This window comes from Bradyrhizobium sp. YR681, assembly GCF_000282615.1.
Classification (GTDB): Bacteria; Pseudomonadota; Alphaproteobacteria; order Rhizobiales; family Xanthobacteraceae; genus Bradyrhizobium.
The window spans coordinates 1-24,385 of the sequence record NZ_AKIY01000217.1 but is presented as its reverse complement, the minus strand read 5'-3'; the positions used below and the strand labels follow the sequence as shown (position 1 = coordinate 24,385).

General features: G+C 64.0%; 19 protein-coding genes. 14 read left to right on the top strand and 5 right to left on the bottom strand.

What is annotated here, in order from left to right; translation table 11 throughout:
• Positions 1 to 61 precede the first annotated feature (61 nt).
• The 8 genes from ileS (at position 62) to arfB (ending at position 14,045) form a co-directional block, all read left to right on the top strand.
• Positions 62 to 3,070, top strand: coding sequence for an isoleucine--tRNA ligase (gene ileS / locus PMI42_RS22665; RefSeq protein WP_008138348.1), 3,009 nt, complete (start codon positions 62 to 64; stop codon positions 3,068 to 3,070).
• A gap of 9 nt (positions 3,071 to 3,079) precedes the next feature.
• Entirely contained in the window at positions 3,080 to 3,574 is a 495-nt protein-coding gene (gene lspA / locus PMI42_RS22660) for a signal peptidase II (RefSeq protein WP_008138345.1), read from the top strand.
• Positions 3,575 to 3,680: 106 nt separating this feature from the next.
• The gene (locus PMI42_RS22655) at positions 3,681 to 4,412 is read left to right on the top strand and encodes a hypothetical protein (protein ID WP_008138343.1); all 732 of its coding nucleotides are present in this window, start codon (positions 3,681 to 3,683) and stop codon (positions 4,410 to 4,412) included.
• A 204-nt stretch (positions 4,413 to 4,616) separates the two neighbouring features.
• The gene (locus PMI42_RS22650; RefSeq protein ID WP_008138342.1) at positions 4,617 to 6,008 is read left to right on the top strand and encodes a M16 family metallopeptidase; all 1,392 of its coding nucleotides are present in this window, start codon (positions 4,617 to 4,619) and stop codon (positions 6,006 to 6,008) included.
• Positions 6,005 to 7,378, top strand: a complete 1,374-nt coding sequence (locus PMI42_RS22645) for a M16 family metallopeptidase (protein ID WP_008138340.1) — start codon at positions 6,005 to 6,007, stop codon at positions 7,376 to 7,378. Before PMI42_RS22650 ends, PMI42_RS22645 begins: the two co-directional genes overlap by 4 nt.
• Positions 7,379 to 7,577: 199 nt before the next feature.
• Positions 7,578 to 9,740: an FG-GAP-like repeat-containing protein gene (locus PMI42_RS22640; RefSeq protein ID WP_008138339.1), complete on the top strand. Its 2,163-nt coding sequence runs from the start codon at positions 7,578 to 7,580 to the stop codon at positions 9,738 to 9,740.
• A 258-nt stretch (positions 9,741 to 9,998) separates the two neighbouring features.
• Entirely contained in the window at positions 9,999 to 13,532 is a 3,534-nt protein-coding gene (locus PMI42_RS38065; RefSeq protein WP_008138338.1) for a calcium-binding protein, read from the top strand.
• A 96-nt stretch (positions 13,533 to 13,628) separates the two neighbouring features.
• Entirely contained in the window at positions 13,629 to 14,045 is a 417-nt protein-coding gene (arfB, locus tag PMI42_RS22630) for an alternative ribosome rescue aminoacyl-tRNA hydrolase ArfB (protein ID WP_008138336.1), read from the top strand.
• A 62-nt stretch (positions 14,046 to 14,107) separates the two neighbouring features.
• Here the strand turns inward: arfB and PMI42_RS22625 are convergent, their stop codons facing one another.
• Positions 14,108 to 14,416, bottom strand: a complete 309-nt coding sequence (locus PMI42_RS22625; protein WP_008138334.1) for a hypothetical protein — start codon at positions 14,414 to 14,416, stop codon at positions 14,108 to 14,110.
• A gap of 294 nt (positions 14,417 to 14,710) precedes the next feature.
• Between PMI42_RS22625 and PMI42_RS22620 the strand changes: the two genes are divergently transcribed.
• Genes PMI42_RS22620 through PMI42_RS22605 form a run of 4 tightly spaced genes read left to right on the top strand, consistent with a single transcriptional unit; the run spans position 14,711 to position 17,677 of the window.
• On the top strand, positions 14,711 to 15,097 hold the full coding sequence (locus PMI42_RS22620; RefSeq protein ID WP_008138333.1) for a c-type cytochrome: 387 nt from the start codon (positions 14,711 to 14,713) through the stop codon (positions 15,095 to 15,097).
• Positions 15,098 to 15,493, top strand: coding sequence for a VOC family protein (locus tag PMI42_RS22615; protein WP_008138332.1), 396 nt, complete (start codon positions 15,098 to 15,100; stop codon positions 15,491 to 15,493).
• A gap of 37 nt (positions 15,494 to 15,530) precedes the next feature.
• On the top strand, positions 15,531 to 16,079 hold the full coding sequence (locus tag PMI42_RS22610; RefSeq protein WP_008138331.1) for a hypothetical protein: 549 nt from the start codon (positions 15,531 to 15,533) through the stop codon (positions 16,077 to 16,079).
• A gap of 29 nt (positions 16,080 to 16,108) precedes the next feature.
• Positions 16,109 to 17,677 (top strand): GMC family oxidoreductase, encoded by a 1,569-nt coding sequence (locus PMI42_RS22605; protein WP_008138330.1) that lies wholly within the window; start codon positions 16,109 to 16,111, stop codon positions 17,675 to 17,677.
• Between the two features lie 115 nt (positions 17,678 to 17,792).
• On the opposite strand, the gene PMI42_RS22600 is transcribed toward PMI42_RS22605, so the two are convergent.
• Positions 17,793 to 18,110 carry a ribbon-helix-helix domain-containing protein gene (locus PMI42_RS22600; protein ID WP_008138329.1) on the bottom strand — a complete coding sequence of 106 codons (318 nt, stop codon included), beginning with the start codon at positions 18,108 to 18,110 and terminating at the stop codon, positions 17,793 to 17,795.
• Between the two features lie 252 nt (positions 18,111 to 18,362).
• Between PMI42_RS22600 and mutL the strand changes: the two genes are divergently transcribed.
• Complete coding sequence (gene mutL / locus PMI42_RS22595; protein ID WP_008138327.1) at positions 18,363 to 20,177, top strand: DNA mismatch repair endonuclease MutL; 1,815 nt, start codon at positions 18,363 to 18,365, stop codon at positions 20,175 to 20,177.
• Between the two features lie 79 nt (positions 20,178 to 20,256).
• Here the strand turns inward: mutL and rsmD are convergent, their stop codons facing one another.
• Both rsmD and PMI42_RS22585 read right to left on the bottom strand, forming a co-directional pair.
• Positions 20,257 to 20,814 (bottom strand): 16S rRNA (guanine(966)-N(2))-methyltransferase RsmD, encoded by a 558-nt coding sequence (gene rsmD / locus PMI42_RS22590; protein WP_008138325.1) that lies wholly within the window; start codon positions 20,812 to 20,814, stop codon positions 20,257 to 20,259.
• Positions 20,815 to 22,884 (bottom strand): pseudouridine synthase, encoded by a 2,070-nt coding sequence (locus PMI42_RS22585; RefSeq protein ID WP_008138323.1) that lies wholly within the window; start codon positions 22,882 to 22,884, stop codon positions 20,815 to 20,817. It lies immediately after the preceding gene.
• A 119-nt stretch (positions 22,885 to 23,003) separates the two neighbouring features.
• Between PMI42_RS22585 and PMI42_RS22580 the strand changes: the two genes are divergently transcribed.
• Positions 23,004 to 23,462, top strand: coding sequence for a nucleoside deaminase (locus PMI42_RS22580; protein WP_008138321.1), 459 nt, complete (start codon positions 23,004 to 23,006; stop codon positions 23,460 to 23,462).
• 103 nt (positions 23,463 to 23,565) lie between these two features.
• On the opposite strand, the gene PMI42_RS22575 is transcribed toward PMI42_RS22580, so the two are convergent.
• Positions 23,566 to 24,385 (bottom strand): alpha/beta fold hydrolase (locus PMI42_RS22575; RefSeq protein ID WP_008138319.1); only part of this gene is annotated, 820 nt, incomplete at its 5' end.

Sequence of the window (24,385 nt, the reverse complement as noted above, 5' to 3'; positions counted from 1 at the left end):
GTTTCACCCCGCGATTCCGCATCGCCATCCGTTCCCGCGCCATTCCGAGCCAGTCAGCCCCATGTCCGAAAAGCCGCAGAAGTCCCAAAATTCTGAAGTCAAAGACTATTCGAAAACCCTGTTCCTGCCGCAGACCGAATTCCCGATGCGCGCCGGCCTGCCGCAGCGCGAGCCGGAAATCCTGAAATACTGGAACGACATCGGCCTGTACGACAAGCTGCGCAAGGAAGCCGAGGGCCGCGCCAAATTCGTGCTGCATGACGGCCCGCCCTATGCCAACGGCAACATCCATATCGGGCACGCGCTGAACAAGATCCTCAAGGACGTCGTGACCAAGAGCCAGCAGATGCTCGGCTTCGACTCCAATTACGTGCCCGGCTGGGACTGCCACGGCCTGCCGATCGAATGGAAGATCGAGGAGGAGAACTATCGCAAGAAGGGCAAGCAGAAGCCGGACTTCCGCGACTCCGCCGCGATGGTGGCATTCCGGAAAGAATGCCGCGCCTATGCGACGCACTGGATCAACGTGCAGCGCGAGGAGTTCAAGCGGCTCGGTATCATCGGCGACTGGGATCATCCCTATCAGACCATGAGCTATCCGGCCGAGGCGCAGATCGCCCGCGAGCTGATGAAGTTCGCCGCCAACGGTACCCTGTATCGCGGCTCCAAGCCCGTCATGTGGAGCGTGGTCGAGAAGACCGCGCTTGCGGAGGCCGAGGTCGAGTATGAGGATCACACCTCCGACACGGTGTGGGTGAAGTTTCCCGTCACGTCGCCGGCACACGGCGCGCTGGCCTCCGCCAGTGTCGTGATCTGGACCACCACGCCATGGACGCTGCCCGGCAACCGCGCCATCTCGTTCTCGCCGAAGATCGCCTACGGCCTCTATGAGGTCACCGACGCGCCTGCGGATAACTGGGCCAAAAACGGCGATCTCCTGATCCTGGCGGATGCGCTGGCCGAAAGCGTGTTCAAGCAGGCCCGTGTCACCACCTACAAGAAGGTGCGCGACATCCCGGCCGACACGCTCGATGCGGTGGAATGCGCCCATCCGCTGAAAGGCGTCGGCGGCGGTTACGAATTCACGGTCCCGCTGCTTCCCGGCGATCACGTCACCGACGATACCGGCACCGGCTTCGTGCACACCGCGCCCGGCCATGGTCGCGAGGACTTCGACGTCTGGATGACCAATGTGCGCGAGCTCGATGCGCGCGGCATCAACACCACCATCCCCTATACCGTCGACGAAAATGGCGCGCTCACCGATCACGCACCCGGCTTCACCGGCAAGCGCGTGCTCAACGACAAGGGCGAGAAGGGCGACGCCAACGAGGCCGTGATCAAGGCGCTGATCGAGGCCGGCAAGCTGCTCGCGCGCGGCCGCCTCAAGCACCAATATCCGCACTCCTGGCGCTCGAAGAAGCCGGTGATCTTCCGCAACACGCCGCAATGGTTCATCGCGATGGACAAGGACATCAGCGAGAACGGCCATGCGAAGAAGGGCGACACGCTGCGCGCCCGCGCGCTGCATGCGATCTCGGTCACGCAATGGGTGCCGCCGTCGGGCGAGAACCGCATCAACGGCATGATCGCCAACCGTCCGGACTGGGTGATCTCGCGCCAGCGCGCCTGGGGCGTGCCGATCGCCGTGTTCGTGCGCGAGAAGAGCGACGGCTCGGCCGAGATCCTGCAGGACGAGATCGTCAACCAGCGCATCGGCGAAGCCTTCATGGAGGAAGGCGCCGACGCCTGGTACATGGACGGCGCCCGCGAACGCTTCCTCGGATCTCGCTCAGCTGAAGACTGGAAGAAGGTCGACGACATCTGCGACGTCTGGTTCGATTCCGGCTCCACGCACGCCTTCGTGCTCGAGGACCGGCAGAACTTCCCGCAGCTCGGCAACATCGTCCGCAAGGTCGACGGCGGCCAGGACACCGTGATGTATCTGGAAGGCAGCGACCAGCATCGCGGCTGGTTTCATTCCTCGCTGCTGGAAAGCGCCGGCACCCGCGGCCGCGCGCCCTACGATTTCGTGCTGACCCACGGCTTCACGCTCGACGAGAACGGCCGCAAGATGTCGAAGTCGATCGGCAACACCATCGAGCCGCAGAAGGTGATCAAGGATTCGGGCGCGGACATCCTACGCCTGTGGGTCTGCGCCACCGACTATGCCGACGACCAGCGCATCGGCCCGGAGATCCTGAAGAACACCATCGAGACCTATCGCAAGCTGCGCAACACCATCCGCTGGATGCTTGGAACGCTGCATCACTTCAAGGCGAGCGAGAAGGTCGCCTACGCCGAGATGCCCGAGCTCGAGCGGTTGATGCTGCACGAGCTGGCCGGCCACGCCGAAACCATCCGCAAGGCCTATGCCGCGTTCGACTACAAGACCGTGGTCGCAAGCCTATCGGCCTTCATGAACTCCGAGCTGTCGGCGTTCTACTTCGACATCCGCAAGGACACGCTGTATTGCGATCCGCCGTCCTCGGTGGCGCGCAAGGCCGCGCTCACCGCGATCGAGCTGCTGTGCGATGCCCTGCTGAAATGGCTCGCACCGATCCTGAGCTTCACCACCGACGAAGCCTGGCGGATGTTCCGCCCCGGTGCGGAGCCGTCGGTCCATTTGACGCTGTTCCCCACCGATATCGAGCAGCTCCGCGACGACAAGCTCGCCGCGAAATGGGAGACCATCCGCAACGTCCGCCGCGTCGTCACCGGCGCGCTGGAGCTCGAACGCGCCGCCAAGAACATCGGCTCGTCGCTGGAGGCCTCGCCGGTGATCTATTTGGCCGACCGCGACATGCTGGCGACGCTGTTCGACACCGATCTCGCCGAAGTCTGCATCACCTCGAACTACGAGGTGCGCGAGGGCGAGGCGCCGGCCAACGCGTTCCGTCTCGATGCGGTGCCCGGTGTCGCGGTCGTCGTCGAGAAGGCGGTCGGCACCAAATGCGCCCGGTCCTGGAAGATCTCGCCGACGGTCGGCGAAGATGCCGAATACCCCGACGTCACCCCGCGCGACGCCCAGGCGCTACGCGAATGGAAGGCGCTGGGGGTGGGGGTTTGATCCCCGGCCATGGCCCCGCTCCGCGCCGGCATCTTCACGGCCGTCATCACGCTCCTGGCCGACCAGGCCTCGAAGCTGTGGCTGCTGAACGTGTTCGACCTCGCCCGTAAGGGCGTGGTGCAGGTGACACCGTTCTTCGACCTGGTGCTGGCCTGGAATATCGGCATCAGCTTCGGCTGGCTCCAGAACGACAGCCAGGCAGCGCAGATCGCGCTGATGGCGGTCAAGGCCATCGCCGTGGTCGCGCTGGCGATCTGGATGGCCCGGTCGCACACCCGCCTGGCGACCGTCGCCCTCGGCCTGATCATCGGCGGCGCCATCGGCAACGGCATCGACCGCTTCGCCTATGGCGCGGTGGTCGATTTCGCCCTGTTCCATATCGAGATCGGCGGAAATACTTTTAATTGGTACGTGTTCAACCTCGCGGACGTGGCCATCGTTGCCGGGGTGGCGGGGCTATTGTATGATTCCTTCCTGGGGGTACCCGCCGCAAAAGCGCCCTGATCCCGGCCGATACGGGCTGGCAGGCGGAACCTTGCTTTTTGCGAGGATTGGCCGCGTATGAGCGGCAAAGAGCAGCAATCTGCCACAATATGGAACAGGTACAGTGATGCGCAGCTCGGAGACCAGCGGTTCGATGGTTCGAGACCCCAAATCGGGGTTCTGGCGGGCGTTGAAATTGTCCGCTGTCGCGCTCGGCATCGGCCTCGTCATGACGGCCGGCCCGGTCCGTGCCGGTGACGACGGCGACGATGATGACGACATGACCTTCGAAGAGAAGCTTATCGACAATCTGATGTCCGGCATCGGTGCCAAAAGCATGGAAAAGAGAGGCATCGAGTACCGCGAGCGGTCGCCGCTGGTGGTGCCGCCCAAGCTCGACCTGCCGCCTCCCGCCGGCACCGAAGCCAAGAACGCGCCGAACTGGCCCAAGGACCCCGACGAACGGCGCCGCAAGGAGGCCATCGCCCAGCGGAAAAAGGCCGTCAAGGCGACCGAGAACTGGCAGGCCGCCCAGCCCCTGACGCCCGCCGAGATGAGAGCCGGCACGGCAGCTGCCCCAGAGCGCACCAGCAACGATCCGATCCAGCCGGGCACCAACGGCAACCCCTCGCTCAGCCCCGCCGAGCTCGGGTTCACCGGCGGCCTGTGGAACATGGTGAAGGGCGTCGGCGGCAAGGGCGAGACCAAGCAGTTCACCAGCGAGCCGCCGCGCCAGTCGCTGACCGAGCCGCCGCCGGGCTATCAGACGCCTTCGTCGAGCTATGCCTATGGCGCCGGCGAGGACAAGTCGCGGCGGACCTATTTCGACATCATGTCGGGCAAGGACAAGGAACAGTAACGTTCCTGTCCACCGCGACATCCTGACAGGCGCGAACCTGGTGCCGGCGTTTTATGCACGCCGGACACGGCGCCTAAATTGCCTATCAGTAACTTGCCTACGCGTTGAGTTCTCTGCTTCGTGATGCGAAGCCTCAGCCGCACGGCGTACCATGCCGTGCCTCCGAGCCGGACATCCGGACTCGGCCTTTCACCAGGGATCATGATGTCCGCGAACCGATCGGTTGCCTGCCTCCTTGCCGCGCTGCTTTCGACCAGTGTCCTCTCAGCCGGCGCCGCCCTCGCCCAGACCACGGTGACATCGGCCCCGCCGGCCAGCTTCACGCTTCCCAACGGCCTCCAGGTCGTGGTGATCCCCGATCATCGCACGCCCGTGGTCACCGAGATGATCTGGTACAAGGTCGGCTCCGCCGACGAGACGCCGGGCAAGTCCGGCCTCGCGCACTTCCTCGAGCACCTGATGTTCAAGGGCACGTCGAAGCATCCGGTCGGCGAATTCTCCCAGACCGTGCTCCGCGTCGGCGGCAACGAGAACGCCTCGACCTCGGTCGACTACACCAACTACTACCAGCGCGTGCCGAAAGAGCAGCTGCCGACCATGATGGAGTTCGAGGCCGACCGCATGACCGGCCTCATCCTGAAGGACGAGAACGTGCTTCCGGAGCGCGACGTCGTGCTCGAAGAGTACAACATGCGCGTCGCCAACAATCCGGAGGCGCGGCTCAGCGAGCAGGTCATGGCCGCGCTCTATCTCAACCATCCCTATGGCCGGCCGGTGATCGGCTGGCATCAGGAGATCGAGAAGCTCGACCGCGAGGATGCGCTCGCCTTCTACCGCCGCTTCTATGCGCCGAACAACGCGATCCTGGTGATCGCGGGCGACGTCGAGGCCGCGGATATCCGTCCGCTGGTCGAACGGAATTTCGGCTCGATCCCGGCCCAGCCCGCAATCCCTGAACGCCGCATCCGTCCACAGGAGCCGGCGCCCGCGGCGCCGCGTACCGTCACCCTGGCCGACCCGCGCGTCGAGCAGCCCAGCGTGCGGCGCTATTATCTCGTGCCCTCCGCAACGACCGCCGCGGCCGGCGAGAGCGCGGCCCTCGACGTGCTCGCGCAATTGATGGGCAGCGGCAGCAACTCCTATCTCTACCGCGCGCTCGTCGTCGACAAGCCGCTCGCGGTCTCCGCCAGCGCCAGCTATTCCAGCATCTCGCTCGACCCGACGCAGTTCGCGGTGGCGGCCTCGCCGAAGCCGGGCGTCAGCTTCGCCGACGTCGAGCAGGTGATCGACGGCGTCATCGCCGACGTCGCACAGAACCCGATCCGCGCCGAGGACCTTGAGCGCGTGAAGACCCAGCTGATTGCGGAAGCGATCTACGCTCAGGACAATCAGGCGGTGCTGGCGCGCTGGTATGGCGGGGCATTGACCACGGGCCTGTCGGTCGAGGACATCAGGAGCTGGCCCGACCGCATTCGCGCCGTCACCGCCGATCAGGTGCGCGCCGTGGCGCAAAAATGGCTCGAGAAGAAGCGTTCCGTGACGGGCTATCTGATCAAGGACACCACCGCGACCAAGCGCGAGGAGAAGCGTTCGTGACCTATTCCTTCCTTCGCACGCGTCACTTCGCGCTGTCCCTTGCCACCGGCGCGGCGCTGGCGCTCGCTTCCATCTCGCCCTCACAGGCGGCCGCAAAGATCCAGCGCCTGGTCTCCCCCGGCGGCATCGAGGCCTGGTTCGTCCAGGACGCAACCGTGCCGCTGATCGCCATGGAATATTCCTTTGCCGGCGGCTCGGCCCAGGACCCCAAGGACAAGTCGGGCGTCGCCAACCTCGTCGGAGATCTCCTCGACGAGGGCTCCGGCGATCTCGACTCCAAGACCTTCCATGAGCGGCTCGATCGCCGCGCCATCGAGCTCTCCTTCAGCGCCAGCCGCGATACCTTCCGCGGCAGCCTGCGCATGCTGCGCGACAACAAGGACGAGGCCTTCGACCTGCTGCGGACGGCTTTGACCTCGCCACATTTCGACACCGCGGATGTCGAACGCATCCGCTCGCAGGTGATCTCGGGCCTGCGCCGCGAGACCACCAACCCGTCGTCACTGGCCAGCCGCAAGTTCCTCGAGGTCGCCTTCGGCGATCATCCCTATGGCCGGCAGACCAACGGCACGCTCGACAGCGTGCCGACCATCACGGTCGCCGACATGAAGGATTATGTCGGCCGCGTGCTCGCCAAGGACACTTTGAAGGTGGCGGTGGTCGGCGATGTCGATCCGGAGACTCTCGGCAAGCTGCTCGACCACACCTTCGGCAGCCTGCCCGCAAAGGCCAATCTCACGCCGATCGCCGATATCGAGGCGGCAAAACCGCCGCAGCGCGCCTTCGTGCCGCTCGACGTGCCGCAGACCGTCATCACCTTCGGCGGCCCCGGCGTGAAGCGCAGCGACCCGACCTTCATGGCGGCCTATGTCGTCAACCACATCCTCGGCGGCGGCGGACTGTCCTCACGGCTCTATCGCGAGGTCCGCGAAAAGCGCGGCCTGGCTTATTCGGTGTTCGAATCGCTGCTCTGGATGCAGCATTCGGCGGTCTTCATCGGCAACACCGGCACCCGTGCCGATCGCGCCGGCGACACCATCGACGCCATCGAGAAGGAAGTGCGCCGCATTGCCGAGGAAGGTCCGACGCAGAAGGAGCTCGACGAGGCCAAGTCCTACCTCAAGGGCTCGCAGATGCTGGCGCTGGACACCTCCTCGAAGCTGGCGCAGGCGCTGCTGCAATATCAGCAGGACAAGCTGCCGATCGACTATATCGAGAAGCGCAACGCCATCGTCGATGCGGTGACGCTGGACGACGCCAAGGTTGCCGCCAGGCGGCTCTGGGGCCAGGGCCTGCTGACCGTCGTCGTCGGCCGCGCCCCGCAGGCCGCAGCCCAACCGGCGGCGACACCCGCGACGAAGTCGAACTGATCCGCGGTCCCGCGGGCGCTCCAGCGCCCGCGAGCGTCCGCATCACAACGCAGGGTGTACAACAGCACTGCGCGCGCGGCGTGATTGACTCCGGAAATGAGGCTGAATATCGTCCTCCGCGGGGAGCTGGGGAGCGTTCGCGACAGGCTGATTGCTGTCGCCAGAGAATCTATGTGCGGCTCCGGAAGCAGGAGCCGTCATGCCCGTCGACAACGATATCCTCTCGATCACCGGAACGGTACAGACGGCGCGGTGGAATACCGACGCGCCGCTCGGCACGGCGGTCGTCGTCACCTTCAGCTTCAACTCCGCCCGTGCGTCCTACGACACCGTCGCCCGGCCGGGCTTCTCGGCGTTTTCCGACGCACAGAAGGACGATATTCGCCAGGCCCTGAGCGTATGGGCGGCGGCCAGCGGGATTTCGTTCATCGAAGTCCCCGAAGCGGTCGGCGGGCAGGTCCGCTTCAACATGTACGACATGACCGGACAGCTCGCCTCCAACGGGCAGCAGGCCGCCGGCTTCGGATATTTCCCGCAGTATCAGACCACCAATGCGGGCGGCACAACGCTCTACACCCCCGCCTACAACAATCTCGGCGGCGACGTTTTCCTGAACGCCAATTTCTACGCCGGCAATGATGCCATCATGGCGCCCGGCCGTGGCGGTTACTCGGTCACGCTTCATGAGATCGGGCACGCGCTCGGCTTCAAGCATCCGTTCGAGGGCACGCCGACGATCGACCCCGCGCATGACAATGCCAGCTACACGGTAATGTCATATAACCGTCCGAGCACGACGGTTTCGCTGGGGACGGTGGATGTCGCTGCGTCTCAATACTATTACGGCACGAGCGACGTCAGCCACAGCTTCAACGCCGCGACGCTGACGGTCACCTTCACCGGCACCGGCGCGGGAGAATGGATTCTCGGCACCGAGCTGACCGATGTGATCTACGCCGGCGGCGGCGACGATTATCTGCGGGGCGAGGTCGGCAACGATATCCTGGCCGGAGGCGTCGGCACCGACATGCTGACCGGCGGCGTCGACAACGACTTTTTCGTGTTCAACCCCGGCGACGGCTTCGACACCATCACCGATTTCGTCGCCGGCGCGCATACCGATGACCGGATCGACCTGACCGCCTTCCATACGGATCTCGCCCATGCCCTGGGACAGGCGGCCCAGATCGGCGCCAACACCGTGTTCAGCTTCGCCAACGGCGACACCCTGACGCTTCAGAACGTCACGAAGGCCAATCTGAACCTCGACGATTTCGTCGGCGTGCCGAACAAGGCGGTGAACGATTTCAACGGCGACGCCAGGAGCGACATGCTGTTGATCAACAATACCGCCCACACCGTCTACCAGTGGCAGATGAACGGCACGCAGATGTCGGCCAATCTGCTGGTCGGCACCATCAACGGCGCCGCCGGCTGGGACTACATCGGCAATGCCGACTTCAACGGCGATGGCAGGGCCGACATGCTGTTCATCAACTCTTCGACCCACGGCATCGCCGAATGGCAGATGGACGGCAACAACATCGTCGCGGGACCGCAGATCGGAATCTACAATGCCGCGGGCGGGTGGGCCTACACCGGCACTGGCGACTTCAACGGCGACGGCAAGAGCGACCTGCTGTTTCTGAACGCGACCACCAAAGGCGTCGCAATCTGGCAGATCGACGGCGCCCAGATCACGGCGGCACCGCAGATCGGCATCGCGGCGGCCGGCTGGGCCTATACCAGCACCGGTGATTTCAATGGCGACGGCAAGACCGACCTGCTGTTCTCGAACGCATCGACCCACGGCCTCATGATCTGGCAGATGAACGGCACCCAGATCGCGGACAATTCGCAGATCGGCACCGTCAACGCCGCCGCCGGCTGGCACTTCACCACGACGGGCGATTTCAACGGCGACGGAAAGACCGATCTGCTGTTCCTCAACGACACCACCCACGGCGTCGCGATCTGGCAGATGGACGGCAACCGGATCACCGACGCGCCCCAGATCGGCGTCGTCAACGCCGCCGGCGGCTGGCACTTCCAGGATACCGGCGACTTCAACGGCGACGGCAAGACCGACCTGCTCTTCCTCAACGACACCACCCACGGCGTCGCGATCTGGCAGATGAACGGCACCCAGGTCACGGCGAGCTCGCAGATCGGCATCATCAACGCCGCCGGCGGCTGGCACTTCGACGCGGTGCGCGACCTCAGCGGCGACGGAAAATCCGACCTCGTGTTCGAGAACAGCTCCACCCAGGGCGTCGCATCATGGGTGATGAACGGCACCCAGATCGCAACCAGCGGGCAGTTCGTGAGCTATGACTCCGCGGGGTGGCATTTGTATATGTGAGGGAGGTGGAGGGACGATAGCGCCGTCGACCACGCGCACACGGCATTGCGGCAATCAGCCGGTTTGCGATGCCTGATGTCTATTCTCTCGCCGAAACGCTCCGCGAACTTACTTAAACTAAAAGTTGCTTTTTTGATTGACCTATACATTTTGATGTTATTTATTTCAAATTATTTCTAATGCGACACGCAAGCTCCGTTTTGGAGAATTGCGCTCGCAGCCTCGCCATCAGTACTTTTTTCTTTTCAGGGGGTAGCATTGGCAAACACCCAGGTCACGATTGTTCCGGAGCCGGCAACTCCAGCAAGCGCACAGGGATATTCCATCAAAGTCACGCGGATGGATCAGGGCCAAGCCTACTTCGAATTTTTCGATGGCACAGGCAAGCTCCTAAAATCAGCTCAGGGCGGTTGGGACGACGACGTACCTTGGGCTGCACAAGCGGGGATGAAGCTGACGTTCATGGGCAACCTCGTCAGTGGCAAGCCGACTTGGCACTTGTCGCCCGACCCGGATGGAGGCGACCGCACAGGTATCGAGCTTCATTTTGCCACCGACCATCCCGGCGACCAGATTTGGTCTCGTGGCTCGCAAGGCTGCTTGACCAGCACGACCGATTTCTTGAACTTCGTTGAGGAAAAGACTCGTGACGCAAACTTTGCAAAGAACCAAAAGCACGACACCATAAATGTCGTCTTTGATGACAGCCACGCCAACCTGAAGCCAGGCTTCAAGCTATCCGTGGTCGGCAATCAAGCCGAATGCCTGGAGGGAGCCGATCTTCATCTAAATCTGTCAGTCACGGGAGATAGCACAGGCTTCTCAAAAACCTGCTATGTTCGGATCGAGGCCTCAGGAGCCGCCGGTCTCGACACCGATTTCTCATTTCAGGGACCGAATGTTGTTCAATACAACGGCGGTTACTGGGTCAAATTGGATGGTGGCCTTCAAACCGGCCAGATCAACGCCGACATTACGGTAAAGGCTATAGCAGACTCAATAAAGGAGAACCCCGAGTCGGTAACCTTCAAGCTGACCGATTACCTGTTTGATTATAAACCATCGACGCCGGCGATCGATGAGTACGCAGATGACGTGAAAACTCTTCTTGCGAAGAACAGTATTTCGGCAAACTTGGCGGCTACAATCACAATCAAGGACGCGCCGCTAGCATCGGATCTAAATCTGAGCGCGAGTGGTGGTAGTAGCGGCTTTCCCGCGACTCCTTATGCGGTCGTGGCAGGCGAAAAGCTATTTGTCAGCTTTAATGCGTACACCATTCCCGACCAATTGCGGATTTGGGATGATTCCGATCCCACGAATCCGCTTTATGTGACGCCGGGACTCGTGTCCGGTGTGTGGAACAACAATGGCAATCCTATCATTGTTCCCGAGACGACGGCCGGCACGATTCATGTGCAGGTCATCGCCAACTCAGATGCCGGGACTGCATGGGATCTCAGCCTGCACGGAACGGTGAACGGCAATGCACCGGGGCCAGACGATAACTTTATTGTAGCTTCCACGGGCGCAATCGAAGGCGAATCTGAAAATGCTGCCCAGGTAATAGCAGCCGTTCAGCCAGCTACGCTCGCCATCGGAAGCAGCATAACCGACAGCATACCTTCATCCGGAGCCGAGGATACCTACATCACCTCGCTCGTCGCCGGGAAGGACTACGCCGCAGTCGTTTGGACGACCGCGGGATCCTCGACCGCTCTCAACGACCCGTATATCCGTTTGCTTGACTCAAATGGTGCCGAAATCACGCGACGCAACGACGGAGCTGGGAACAATCCCTATATTCAATTTCATGCGGGGGCGAACGAAACAATCAAGCTCGCCGTCGGCTCTGAGAAGAGCGGCACGGGTAGTTTTTCCGTACGCATTTATGAGATCACCGGCGGATTGCAGACACTCTACGCCGCAACTACCGACGACCCTTCCATTTCAGAATCCACACCGGACGATCAAGACCAAGCCGTCATTACCGTGACGCGTCTAGGCAACGTGTCGCAGGCGGGATCAGTCCGTTGGAGCGTCGCTGGCACGGGCGCAAGCGCGGCCGATTTTGGCGGTGCATTCCCTGGCGGACAGATAGACTTCGCACCCGGCGAATTCAAGAAAGACATCGTTGTAACGGCCGTTGCGGACGGCTTGGTGGAGGGCAAGGAAGGATTCCAGGTTGTCCTGTCGAATCCGACCAATGGCGCCCTGGCGACACCTGACACAGCTGGCGCCTCCTCTGTGGTAAACTTCACTATCAATGACAACGACACAATCCCCGGCTTCTCCCGAACGGGTTCTGCCGGGCCGGACGATCTCTGGGGCGGTGCTGGAAACGACACACTCGTCGGCGGTGGATCCCCGGATAGCTTGCACGGTCAAGATGGAAACGACAGCCTCGACGGCGGGACCGGAGCCGACATTCTTACCGGCGGTCGTGGCAACGACTCTCTGACGGGAGGCGCCAACGACGACCGATTCGTATTCGCGTCAGGCGACGGCACCGACACCATCAGAGACTTCGTTGCCGGCGCGAATACTGATGACAAGATTGATCTCACTCCGTTCCACTTCACACTTGCCGCGCTTCTTGCTCGCGCGACACAGTCAGGCAATGATACGATCATCAACCTCGGCGCCGGCGATACCATCACGCTTCAGAACGTGAGCAAAGCCAATCTGAACACGGATGATTTTGTCGGTGTAATCAACAAGACGCCAGGCGACTTTAGCGGTGACGCCAAATCAGATCTGTTGTTCATCAACTCGACCACCAACGGGATCGCGGAGTGGCAACTGGACGGCACCCGGATTGCAGCCGGACCGCAGATTGCAACCATCAACACTGCTGCTGGTTGGCACTTTCAGGACAAAGGCGACTTCAACGGTGACGGCAAGGTTGATCTGCTGTTCGTCAACAGCTCGACCCAAGGCGTCGCTGTCTGGCAAATGGACGGCACCCGGATCGCTACCAGCGCACAGGTCGGCACCATCAGCGCGGGATCGCACTTCCAGACCAAGGGCGATTTCAACGGCGACGGCAAGACCGATCTGCTCATGCTCAACGACACCACACACGCCCTCTCGATCTGGCAGATGAACGGCACCCAGGCCAGCGCAAATGCACAGATCGGCACCATCAACGCGGCAGCCGGATGGCGCTTCCAGACCACCGGCGACTTTAACGGCGACGGCAAGACCGATCTGCTCATGCTCAACGACACCACGCACGGCGTCGCCGTCTGGCAGATGAACGGCAGCCAGATCACGGCCAGTCCGCAGATCGGCTCGATCAACGCAGCCGCCGGATGGCATTTCCAGACCACCGGCGACTTCAACGGCGATAGCAAGACCGACCTGCTTTTCATCAACGACGTCACGCACGGCGTCGCGATCTGGCAGATGAACGGCACCCAGATTGCGGCAAGCCCGCAGGTCGGCTCGATCAACGCTGCCGCCGGATGGCACTTCCAGGATACCGGCGACTTTAACGGAGACGGCAAGACCGATCTTCTGTTCATGAACGACACCACGCATGGCGTGGCAATCTGGCAGATGAACGGCACTCAGATTGCGGCAAGTCCCCAGATCGGCAGCATCAATGCAGCCGGCGGGTGGCGATACGATGCGACCGGCGACTACAACGGAGATAACAAGACCGACCTGCTGTTCGAGAACACGACGACACACGCGCTCGCCGTGTGGCTGCTGGACGGCCAAAATATCCTGGACGGCCCGCAAATCGGCACCATCAACGCCGCAGGCGGCTGGCACCTGACTGTTTAGGGGGCCGGCCATCGCCAGCAAGGCACAGGCAAACTGCGGGACGATCGGCTAAATTGGCGCCCGTCTGATTCCCTGTAAGCCGACACCGGTGCCCACATGCTGCGGATATCCCGCGATCTCGTCATCGACGAGGACGATATCGAGATCGGCTTTGTCCGCGCCTCCGGCCCGGGCGGGCAGAACGTCAACAAGGTCGCGACCTCGGCCCAGCTGCGCTTCGACACGCGCAAGCTGACCCTGCCGGAGGATGCGGCGATCCGGCTCGCCCGCATCGCCGGCCAGCGCATGACCAAGGACGGCGTCATCGTGATCCAGGCGCAACGCTTCCGCACCCAGGAGCGCAACCGGCAGGACGCCATCGACCGGCTCGTCGAGATCCTGACCGAGGCGATGATACGGCCAAAGCCGCGCCGCGCGACCCGGCCGACCTTTGGCTCCAAGCAGCGCCGACTTGAGGGCAAGAAGCGGCGTAGCGACGTCAAGGCCGGACGCGGCGGACGCTTCGACGACTAGCAGACACAGCAAAAGAACTCCGGCCGCCGGGCGACCGGAGTTCTGCCGTTTCACTGCATCGGCTAGTAGCGCTTGCCCGTGGCTGCACCGCCCGTCGCGGCATCGTCGGCGGTCCCTTTGTGCGCAGCACTGCCTGTGGTGCCGACCGTGCCCCTGGTGCCCTTCGTCGGCTTCATGCCCGTCGTCTCGCCGGCCGCGCCCGGCTGGGCGTTCATCTCCTCGTCGCCGCTGCCCATCGTGCTGCCTTGCACGGGTTTGCTTTGCACAGTGCCGCCAGGCTTGGCGCCAGACGACGTCCCTTGCGCGAGAACCGGTGTCGCAATGAGGGCAGAGACGGCGCATGCGATTGCAGAGGTCTTCACCAACTTCATCCATTTCTCCTGGATCTTCGCGATGATCGGTTCGGCGGCTTGATGCGCCGTCCGCCTGAGCCGGACCAGTTCATCGCGTTGAGAGCTCGAACGGCGCGATCGCGATGCAAACTGCTTCGTGTGGTGATCGTTTTGGGATTTCGAGGCGGTTTCGCGGAATTGTCCTCCGCATATGCGGCAGCGCGGAACAACGCACCCCGCGAGCAAGCGAAACAGCCCGCTACTACCACCGCCTGTTTGGCGGCGCCTAGAGTTTGCGCGCTGAACTTGAAGTGGATGGGCGGACTTTTGGCGATGCGTGCGATCGTGCTGGGATTGTGCACCGCGATGGTGCTGTTGGTGCGGGTTGCCGATGCGCAGATGCCGTTGCCAGCCGCAAAACCGCCGGATGGCGCGACGCTGTTCAAGCAGCAATGCGCCGTGTGCCACACCTTGAGCCTGTCGGAACCGACGCGGCAGGGACCACCGCTGGTGAAGATCGTGGGACGCCCCGCCGGCAAGGTCGAAGGCTTTCGCTATTCCGAGAACCTCGCAAAGGCTGACTTCGCCTGGGACGAGGGCAGGCTCGACGCCTGGCTGACCAATCCGCAGGCCGTCATTCCCGGCGTGACCATGGTGTACCGGCAGGCGAAGCCGGAGACGCGCGCCGCCATCATCGCTTATCTGAAGGAGCAGAACTGAATGGCAAAGCCGGTTCATTCCATGATCCGGGTGCTCGACGAGGCCCGCTCGCTCGACTTCTACAGGCGCGCCTTCGGCCTGGAAGTCGCCGACCATCTGAAGTTTCCCGACTTCGCCCTGATCTATCTGCGTCATCCCTCCTCGCCTTTCGAGGTGGAGCTGACGGTCAATTTCGATCGCAAGGAGCCGTACCAGCTCGGCGACGGCTACGGCCATCTGGCCGTGGTGGTCGAGGATCTCGATGCCGAGCATGCCCGCTTCGCACGCGAGAAGCTCGCGCCGGGACCCTTACGCGACTTCAAGCACGACGGCAAAACGCTGGCGCGCTTCTTCTTCGTCAGCGATCCCGACGGTTACAAGATCGAGGTGATCCAGCGGGGCGGACGTTTCAACTAGACAAAATCACAAAATCAAAAATCCAAGGAGGAATGCCATGAGAGAAGTCGATCGTCGAAGCAAGCACAGCCGCCGTGTCTTTCTCAAGGGCGCGGCGACCGCCGTACCGGTCGTCGCTGTCGCGGCCAGCGTCGCCGTCGGCATCGAGGACGCCTGGGCCGATGAGGCCAGCACGCTGTCGCCTGCGACCATGAAGACGCTGCTGAAGGTCGCGCGCGACATCTATCCGCACGATGTGCTCGGCGACAGCTACTACATCACTGCGATCAAGCCGTGGGACGGCAAGGCGGCCAAGGACCCTGCCGTCAAATCGCTGATCAGCGACGGCATCGCGCGGCTCGATCAGAACGCGCGAGATCGCCACAAGGCTCCTTATGCAGAAGTGCCCTGGGAAGCCGACCGCGTCGTGCTGCTGAAGGAGATCGAGGGAAGCGACTTCTTCCAGAAGGTGCGTGGCGACCTCATCGTCTCCCTCTACAACCAGAAAGAGGTCTGGCCGCGGTTCGGCTACGAGGGCTCCTCAGCCGAGCATGGCGGCTACATCAACCGCGGCTTTGCCGACATCGACTGGCTGCCGAAGGCTTAAGCCCACCCCAACGGTTCAGGAGAACGCATATGGCAAAATTCGATCTGAACGATTCCAGCGTTGTGGTGATCGTCGGCTCCGGCGCCGGCGGTGGCACGCTGGGCAACGAGCTCGCGCAGAAGGGCGTCAAGGTGGTGATCCTCGAAGCAGGTCCCCGCATCGAGAACCAGGACTTCGTCAACGACGAGTGGGAGAGTTTCTCCCAGCTGGCCTGGACCGACGCCCGTACCACGTCGGGGACATGGCGCGTCGCTAAAGACTTCTCGGGCCTTCCGGCCTGGATCGTCAAGGCGGTCGGCGGCTCGACCACGCACTGGGCCGGCGCGTCGCTGCGCTTCGACGAGCACGAGTTCAGGGTGAAAACCGCTTATGGCAACATTCCCGGCGCGAATCTGCTGGACTGGCCGGTGACCCTCGCGGAGATCGAGCCGTGGTACGCCAAGGCCGAGAACAAGATGGGCGTGACCCGCACCAACGGCATTCCCGGACTGCCCGGCAACAACAATTTCAAGGTGCTGGAGGCCGGCGCGAAGAAGCTCGGCTACAAAACCGTGCACACCGGCAACATGGCGATCAACAGCCAGCCGCGCGACGGCCGCGGCGCCTGCCAGCAGATCGGCTTCTGCTTCCAGGGCTGCAAATCCGGCGCGAAATGGTCGACGCTCTACACCGAGATCCCCAAGGGCGAGGCGACCGGCAATCTCGAAGTGCGGCCGGGCAGCATGGCGGTCAAGATCGAGCACGATGCTAGCGGCAAAGTTACCGGCGTCGTCTACGCCGACGAAACCGGCGCGATGCAGCGCCAGAAGGCGCGCATCGTCGCGGTCGCCGGCAATTCGATCGAAAGTCCGCGGCTGCTGCTCAACAGCGCCTCGACCATGTTCCCCGACGGCTTGGCGAATTCATCGGGCCAGGTCGGCCGCAACTACATGCGGCACATGACCGGCAGCGTCTACGCCGTGTTCGAGAAGTCGGTGCACATGTATCGCGGCACCACCATGGCCGGCATCATCCGCGACGAAGCCGCCAACAATCCGAAGCGCGGCTTCGTCGGCGGCTATGAGATGGAGACCCTCTCGATCGGCCTGCCCTTCATGGCGGCGTTCCTCAATCCCGGCGCCTGGGGCCGTCCGTTCACCGCGGCGCTCGACGGTTATCCCAGGATGGCCGGCATGTGGCTGGTCGGCGAGGACATGCCGCAGGAGACCAACCGCATCACGCTCGACCCCGTCGTCAAGGACAAGTTCGGCCAGCCGGTCGCGAGCGTGCATTTCGACGATCATCCCAACGACGTCGCGATGCGGGCCCACGCCTACAAGCAAGGAGCTGCGGTCTATGACGCCGTCGGCGCCACCGTGACCTATCCGACGCCGCCCTACCCGAGCACGCACAATCTCGGTACCAACAGGATGAGCGAGAAGCCGCGCGACGGTGTGGTCAACAAGTTCGGGCAGAGCCACGACGTCAAGAACCTGTTCGTCTCCGACGGCAGCCAGTTCACCAGCGGCGCGGCCTGCAATCCGACGCTTACCATCGTCGCGCTGGCGATCCGGCAGGCGGACTACATTGCGGGTGCGATGCAGAAGAAGGAGATTTGAGACGGCAAACCGCTCTCTCCCCCGTCATTGCGAGCGAAGCGAAGCAATCCAGAATGCCTCTGCGGAAAGACTCTGGATTGCTTCGTCGCAAGGGCTCCTCGCAATGACGGCGGGTCTATTCCGCCGCGTCGAGAATGGGCGCCACCGTGGCCTTGAACTCCTGCACCGACGCCGTCGACTTCGACCGATAGATCAGGCACGAACAGCGCAGCAGCGAGGCGAAATTGTTGACCTCGCCGTGGTGGTCGAGCACCTCGTTGTAGAGCGTGGTCAGGAATTTTCCGACGCTCATGTTCTCCTTGGCCGCGATCTCCTCCAGCGTGTCCCAGAACGCCATCTCCAGCCGGATCGAGGTGCAGTGCCCGCCAATCCGCAAGCTACGGGTCTGGGATTCGTAGTCGCGTTGGGGCTGGTGCGCGAAGAGATGGCACATGGCGTCCTCCCGTCCTGTTGCCATTTTTTCACGATGCTACACCGCGGCCGGTGCCCCCACAATCAGGACGGCAGGAGAAGATCGGCCTCGGGCCGCCACGCGATTTTTATCGAACGCCCAATGTCTTCAATGTGATAGACCGCCCTCTTCCCCAGGGCCCCACACAGCTGTTGCCCAACACATGCTTTTGACGCAACACGGCCTAGAATAACGCCGTCAGCGAATCCAGATCGTAAGCCCAAGTCCGAGCCCATGCCCGTCCGCCAATTGCCCGAACAGGTCGTCAACCGCATCGCCGCCGGCGAGGTGGTCGAGCGCCCGGCGAGCGTGGTCAAGGAACTGGTCGAGAACGCCATCGATGCCGGTGCGAGCCGGATCGACGTCTTCACCGACGGCGGCGGCCGGCGGCGGATCGGCATCACCGACGACGGCAGCGGGATGACAGCGAAGGATCTCGCGCTCGCGGTCGAGCGCCATGCCACCTCCAAGCTCGACGACGAGGATTTGCTCCAGATCCGCACCCTCGGGTTCCGCGGCGAGGCGCTGCCCTCGATCGGATCGGTGGCGCGTCTGTCGATCACGACGCGCCACGCCAGCGAGCCGCATGCCTGGGCGCTCAATGTCGAGGGCGGCGAGAAGTCCGAGATCATGCCGGCGGCACTGGCCCACGGCACCCGCGTCGAGGTTGGCGACCTCTTCTACGCGACGCCGGCACGGCTGAAGTTTTTGAAGACCGACCGCACCGAGGCGGAAGCCATCCGCGAGGTCGTCAGGCGCCTCGCGATGGCGCGGCCGGACGTCGCCTTCACGCTCGCGGGCGAGGAACGCGCGCCTGTCACCTGGGCTGCTGCCCTGCCCGGCGCCGCCGGACGGCTGACGCGGCTCGGCGACATTCTGGGCGCAGAATTCCGCAGCCATGCCTTCGAGGTCCATGCCGAACGCGAGGGCGTCGTCGTCTCCGGCTACGCCGCAGCGCCGGCGCTGACCAAGGCCAACGCGCTCGGGCAATATCTCTTCGTCAACGGCCGACCGGTGCGCGACAAGCTGATCCTCGGCGCCGTGCGCGGGGCCTATGCCGATTATCTGCCGCGCGACCGTCATCCGGTGCTGGCGCTGTTCGTCACGCTCGACCCGCGCGAGGTCGACGCCAACGTGCATCCCGCCAAGACCGAGGTGCGTTTCCGCAACGCCGGCCTCGTGCGTGCGCTGATCGTGCACGGGCTGAAGGAAGGGCTCGCGCGTGAGGGCCGGCGCACCGCTGCCAACAGCGGCGAGAGCGCGCTGTCATCGTTCCGGCCGGCCTTCACGCCGCCGCGTCCGGCAAGCTGGGACTGGCGCGCCTCGCCATCGGCACCGGTCGCGCCGATGCCGTCATTCGACGGATCGGCGGCGCCCGCCTTCGCCGAGCGCGCGCAGGCTGCGTTCGATGTCGGCGCACCCAGCGCGGATGTGCGGATCGAATCCCAACCGGCCAGCGACCTCGTCGACCGTCCCCTCGGCGCGGCGCGCACCCAGATCCACGAGACCTATATCGTCTCGCAGACCCGCGACGGATTGATCATCGTCGACCAGCACGCCGCGCATGAGCGCATCGTCTATGAGCGGCTGAAGGCCTCGCTGGCCGAAAACGGCGTGCAGCGGCAGATCCTGCTGATCCCCGAGATCGTCGAGATGGACGAGGCCATTGTGGAGCGCCTGCTCGATCGCAGCGAGGAGCTCGCATCGTTTGGGCTGGCGATCGAATCCTTCGGCCCCGGCGCGGTCGCGGTGCGCGAGACGCCGTCTCTGCTCGGCAAGACCAATGCGGGCGGCCTGCTGCGCGATCTCTCCGAGCACATGGCCGAGTGGGACGAGGCTCTTCCTCTCGAACGGCGCCTGATGCACGTCGCTGCCACCATGGCCTGCCACGGCTCGGTGCGCGCCGGCCGCCGCTTGCGGCCCGAAGAGATGAACGCCCTGCTCCGCGAGATGGAGGAGACGCCGAACTCCGGCCAGTGCAACCACGGCAGGCCGACCTATGTCGAGCTGAAGCTGAGCGACGTGGAGAAGCTGTTCGGGCGGCGGTGATTTCGTAGGGTGGATTAGCCGAAGGCGTAATCCACCTCTTCTATCTCTGCGGAAATAGGCAATGGCGGATTACGCTACGCTAATCCGCCCTACGCAAAAACACGAACTCCGTGTCGTCATACGCCCGCCGCTCCAATTCCTCGTAACCTTCGGGCGCCGCGAACTGCGCGGCCTTCGCCTCCTCCACCACGAGCAGCGCACCCGGCGCCAGCCAGCCGCCATCGCGCAAGGAGGCGAGCGCCTTCTCCGCAAAACCCTTGCCGTAGGGCGGATCGAGGAACACCAGCGAGAACGGCTCGACCGGATGCGCGGGGCCAAGATCGGTCGCATCGCGGCGATAAACCTTGGTCACACCGCCAAGACCAAGCGTCTCGACATTGTTGCGCAACAGCGCCCGCGCCTCCGCGCCATTGTCCACGAACAGCACGAACTTCGCGCCGCGCGACGATGCCTCGATGCCGAGCGCTCCGGTGCCGGCAAAGAGATCGAGCACGCGTGCATCCGGAATCGGATCGTCATAGGCGTGCACGAGGATGTTGAACACGGACTCGCGCAGGCGATCCGCCGTCGGGCGGATATCGCGCGAAGACGGCGAGGCGAGATTACGCCCCTTCAAGCGACCGCCGACGACGCGCAACTAGTCCTCCTTCGGCGTCAAATCGCGCTTGCCGTGATAGCCGCGCTTGGGGCGGCGCGGCGGACCGTAGCCGCTCGCCTCCGCCTCGTTGCGCTCGCGCGCTTCCTCGCTGCCGGTGCGCTGCACCAGCACGCGACGGCCCTTGCGGTCGTTGATCACGGCGCGCTTGCTGACGGGCTTCGCTTCGCGCGGTGCATCGTCGTCGCCCGACGATGATTTCTTCGGCACGTCGAACTGCGCGCCCGACTTCTCGATGATCTTGTCGCCGAGCTGGTCGCGCAGCACGCGCGACTTGATCTCCTCGACCTGGCCTTCGGGGACTTCGCCGAGCTGGAACGGGCCGTAGGACACGCGGATCAGCCGGTTCACCTCGAGCCCGAGATGGGCGCAGACGTTGCGCACCTCGCGGTTCTTGCCTTCGCGGATCGCGAACACCAGCCAGACATTGGCGCCCTGGTCGCGTTCCAGCGTCGCGTCGATCGGACCGTATTTGACGCCCTCGACCTCGATGCCGTTCTTGAGCTCGTCGAGCTGCGCCTGCGTGACGTCGCCATGAGCGCGGACGCGGTAGCGGCGCAGCCAGCCGGTGTCCGGCAGTTCCAGCGTGCGCGCGAGGCCGCCGTCATTGGTGAGCAGCAACAGGCCTTCGGTGTTGAAGTCGAGCCGGCCGATCGAGATCAGCCGCGGCAGGCCTTCGGGCAGATTGTCGAACACGGTCGGACGGCCCTCGGGGTCGTCATGCGTCGTCATCAGGCCGCGCGGCTTGTGATACAGGAACAGCCGCGTGCGCTCACGCTCCGGCAACGGCTTGCCGTCGACGGTGACGACGTCGTTCGAGGTGATGTCGAGCGCCGGCGAATTGATGACGCGGCCGTTGACGGCGACGCGGCCCTGCGTGACCATCTCCTCCGCGTCGCGCCGCGAGGCAAGGCCCGCGCGCGAAAGCACTTTTGCGATGCGTTCGCCGGCCTTCTTCGGCTTCGGCTCTTCCTCGCGCCGCGGCCGGCGATCGAAATCGCGGTCGCGCTCGCGATAAGCGCCGCGGCCGCCGAAGGCCGGACGCTTCTCGAAGATCCGGCTCTCATCCTCGTTTTCACGGCGCGGGCGATCGCGGAAACCGCCTTCACTGCGCGGATGCTCGTGCCAGTCGGAGCGCCCCTCGGAGCGCTCACGCGGACGATTGAATTTCGGGCGGTCGTCACCGCGTCCACCGCGTTCGCCATCGCCGTCACGGCGAGGCCGGTCGAATTTGGGACGGTCATCGCGCGGACGATCGAACTTGGGCCGCTCGCGGAACGGGCGATCGCCCGACGGACGATCGTCGCGCGAACGCGAGAAACGCGGACGGTCATCGCCGCCGCCTTCGCGCTTCTGCCAGGGCTTGTCCTGGCCGCGATCACGGCCGCCGAAATCCTTGCGCGGACCGCGATCCGGTGCGCCCCGTGAAAACTTTCGCTCGCCGTCGAACTTGCGCTCCGGGCGCTCGCCCCGCGGCGCGCGATCACCGCGATCGAAATTCGGACGGTCTCCACGCGGCTTGAAGCTGCGCTCGCCACGATCCTCACGCGGCCCACCCCGCGAAAACTTCCGCTCGCCGTCGAACTTGCGCTCCGGACGGTCGCCGCGCGGCGCGTAAGGCTTCTTGTCGCCAAACTTTCTGTCACTGCTCCGGCCGGCGGGACGGGAATCGTCGCGATCCCGGCGCGGCGGACGATCGTCGCGGCCAAAGGACGGCCGATCACCGCGCGGCTTGAACGGCCGCTTCTCGCCATCGCGCGAGGAGCGATCGGAGAACGGGCGGTCGCCGCGCGGCTTGAAGCTGCGCTCGCCGCGCCCCTCACCACCGCGGTTGTCGCGATTGAATTTCGGACGGTCGCCGCGGTCGGCGCGAGGCGGACGGCTGTCGCGGTCGCCACGGGGCGGGCGGGCGTCGCTCCTGCCCTCGGGGCCGCGCTTGGCGAATTTCTTCTCGGGTCCGCGCGGCTTGCCGGAGCGGCCCTTGGGCGGGCCGCTTCTGGCCGGGCCTCGCCGGCCGCGGGAATCGTTGTCTTTGTCGCTGTCGCGAGGCATGAATGATCTCACTCAGGGGATGGCCGGAAAGCATTGCGCGCGCTCGTTGCGAGCCGCATGCTCAGGCAAAATCGATAAGCACTTCTGCTGAAGGCGCAGCTACTAGCAGGTTTCTTCGGATGATACGAGGCTTGAAAGCCCCCTCTTTCATGGATTTGGCGCTCAAAACGGCCGAAAATGCCGGAAAGGCGGGCGAAGTTCCGATCGGATGCGTGGTGGTCCGCAATTACGAGGTCATTGCCACCGCCGCCAACCGGACACTGACCGATTACGACCCCACCGCCCATGCCGAGATCGTTGCGCTGCGCGAGGCGGCCAAAAAGATCGGCAGCGAGCGCCTGGTCGACTGCGACCTCTACGTGACGCTGGAGCCCTGTACCATGTGTGCGGGCGCCATCTCCTTTGCAAGGGTCAGGCGGCTCTATTACGGCGCCGCCGACCCCAAGGGTGGCGCGGTGGAATCGGGCGTGCGGTTCTTCACTTCGCCGACCTGCCACCACACGCCGGATGTCTATTCCGGTGTCGGCGAGAGCGAGTCGGCGCGGCTGCTCAAGGAGTTCTTTCGGGAGCGGCGATAGGGACTCTCCCCGTCATTGCGAGGAGCGAAGCGACGAAGCAATCCAGACTGTCGCCGTGGAAAAAGTCTGGATTGCTTCGCTTCGCTCGCAATGACGATGGGGCTTAAGCCGAGAAAAACTCCCGCAGCGCATTCGCGGTGACGTCCGGGTTCTCCTCGGTGAGGAAGTGGCCGGAATCCACCGGCATGCCCTCCACGTTGGTCGCCCATTGCTTCCAGGTGTCGAGCGGCGTCGCGGCGGCCTGGGCCACGCCGGCATTGCCCCACAGCGCCAGCATCGGGATCGTGATCTTCTTGCCGGCTTCGAAATCGGCCTTGTCGAGGTCGTAGTCGAAATATGCGCCGGCGCGGTAGTCCTCGCACATCGCGTGGATGCGGGCGGGATCGCGGAACGGGGCGATGTAGTGCTCGAGCGCGCGCTTGTCGATCGCATCCAGCGTCTTCGACCTGGTCTGGCTCGCCATCTTGAAGCGCAGGAAGAACTCGCCCTGGCCCGAGATCAGCGTCTCCGGCAGCGGGGCGGGCTGGGCCAAAAACGTCCAGTGATAGATCTTCAGGGCATAGGCGCGGTTCATCCGCTCCCAGTAATTATAGGTCGGCAGGATATCGAGCACGGCGAGCTTCGACAGCCGGCCGGGATGGTCGAGCGCCAATCGATACGACACGCGGCCGCCGCGGTCGTGGCCGGCCAGCGCGAAGTGGACGTGACCGAGCTGCTCCATCACCTCCACCATGGCTTTCGCCATCGCGCGCTTGCTGTAGGGGATGTGCAGCGCATCGGTCTCGGGCATGTCGGACCAGCCATAGCCCGGCAGGTCGGCGATGATCAGCGTGAAGGCGTCGGCCAGCTCAGGCGCCACGCGGTGCCACATCACGTGGGTCTCGGAGAAGCCGTGCAACAGCAGCAGCGGCGGGCCGCTGCCG

Coding starts and splice junctions, on each gene's coding strand:
- PMI42_RS22650 (WP_008138342.1), top strand. CDS start 4,617: ATGTCCGCGAACCGATCGGTTGCCTGCCTCCTTGCCGCGCTGCTTTCG.
- lspA (WP_008138345.1), top strand. CDS start 3,080: ATGGCCCCGCTCCGCGCCGGCATCTTCACGGCCGTCATCACGCTCCTG.
- PMI42_RS22615 (WP_008138332.1), top strand. CDS start 15,098: ATGGCAAAGCCGGTTCATTCCATGATCCGGGTGCTCGACGAGGCCCGC.
- ileS (WP_008138348.1), top strand. CDS start 62: ATGTCCGAAAAGCCGCAGAAGTCCCAAAATTCTGAAGTCAAAGACTAT.
- PMI42_RS22620 (WP_008138333.1), top strand. CDS start 14,711: ATGCGTGCGATCGTGCTGGGATTGTGCACCGCGATGGTGCTGTTGGTG.
- PMI42_RS22625 (WP_008138334.1), bottom strand. CDS start 14,416: ATGAAGTTGGTGAAGACCTCTGCAATCGCATGCGCCGTCTCTGCCCTC.
- PMI42_RS22600 (WP_008138329.1), bottom strand. CDS start 18,110: ATGTGCCATCTCTTCGCGCACCAGCCCCAACGCGACTACGAATCCCAG.
- PMI42_RS22585 (WP_008138323.1), bottom strand. CDS start 22,884: ATGCCTCGCGACAGCGACAAAGACAACGATTCCCGCGGCCGGCGAGGC.
- PMI42_RS22640 (WP_008138339.1), top strand. CDS start 7,578: ATGCCCGTCGACAACGATATCCTCTCGATCACCGGAACGGTACAGACG.
- PMI42_RS22610 (WP_008138331.1), top strand. CDS start 15,531: ATGAGAGAAGTCGATCGTCGAAGCAAGCACAGCCGCCGTGTCTTTCTC.
- PMI42_RS22580 (WP_008138321.1), top strand. CDS start 23,004: ATGATACGAGGCTTGAAAGCCCCCTCTTTCATGGATTTGGCGCTCAAA.
- PMI42_RS22605 (WP_008138330.1), top strand. CDS start 16,109: ATGGCAAAATTCGATCTGAACGATTCCAGCGTTGTGGTGATCGTCGGC.
- mutL (WP_008138327.1), top strand. CDS start 18,363: ATGCCCGTCCGCCAATTGCCCGAACAGGTCGTCAACCGCATCGCCGCC.
- PMI42_RS22655 (WP_008138343.1), top strand. CDS start 3,681: ATGCGCAGCTCGGAGACCAGCGGTTCGATGGTTCGAGACCCCAAATCG.
- arfB (WP_008138336.1), top strand. CDS start 13,629: ATGCTGCGGATATCCCGCGATCTCGTCATCGACGAGGACGATATCGAG.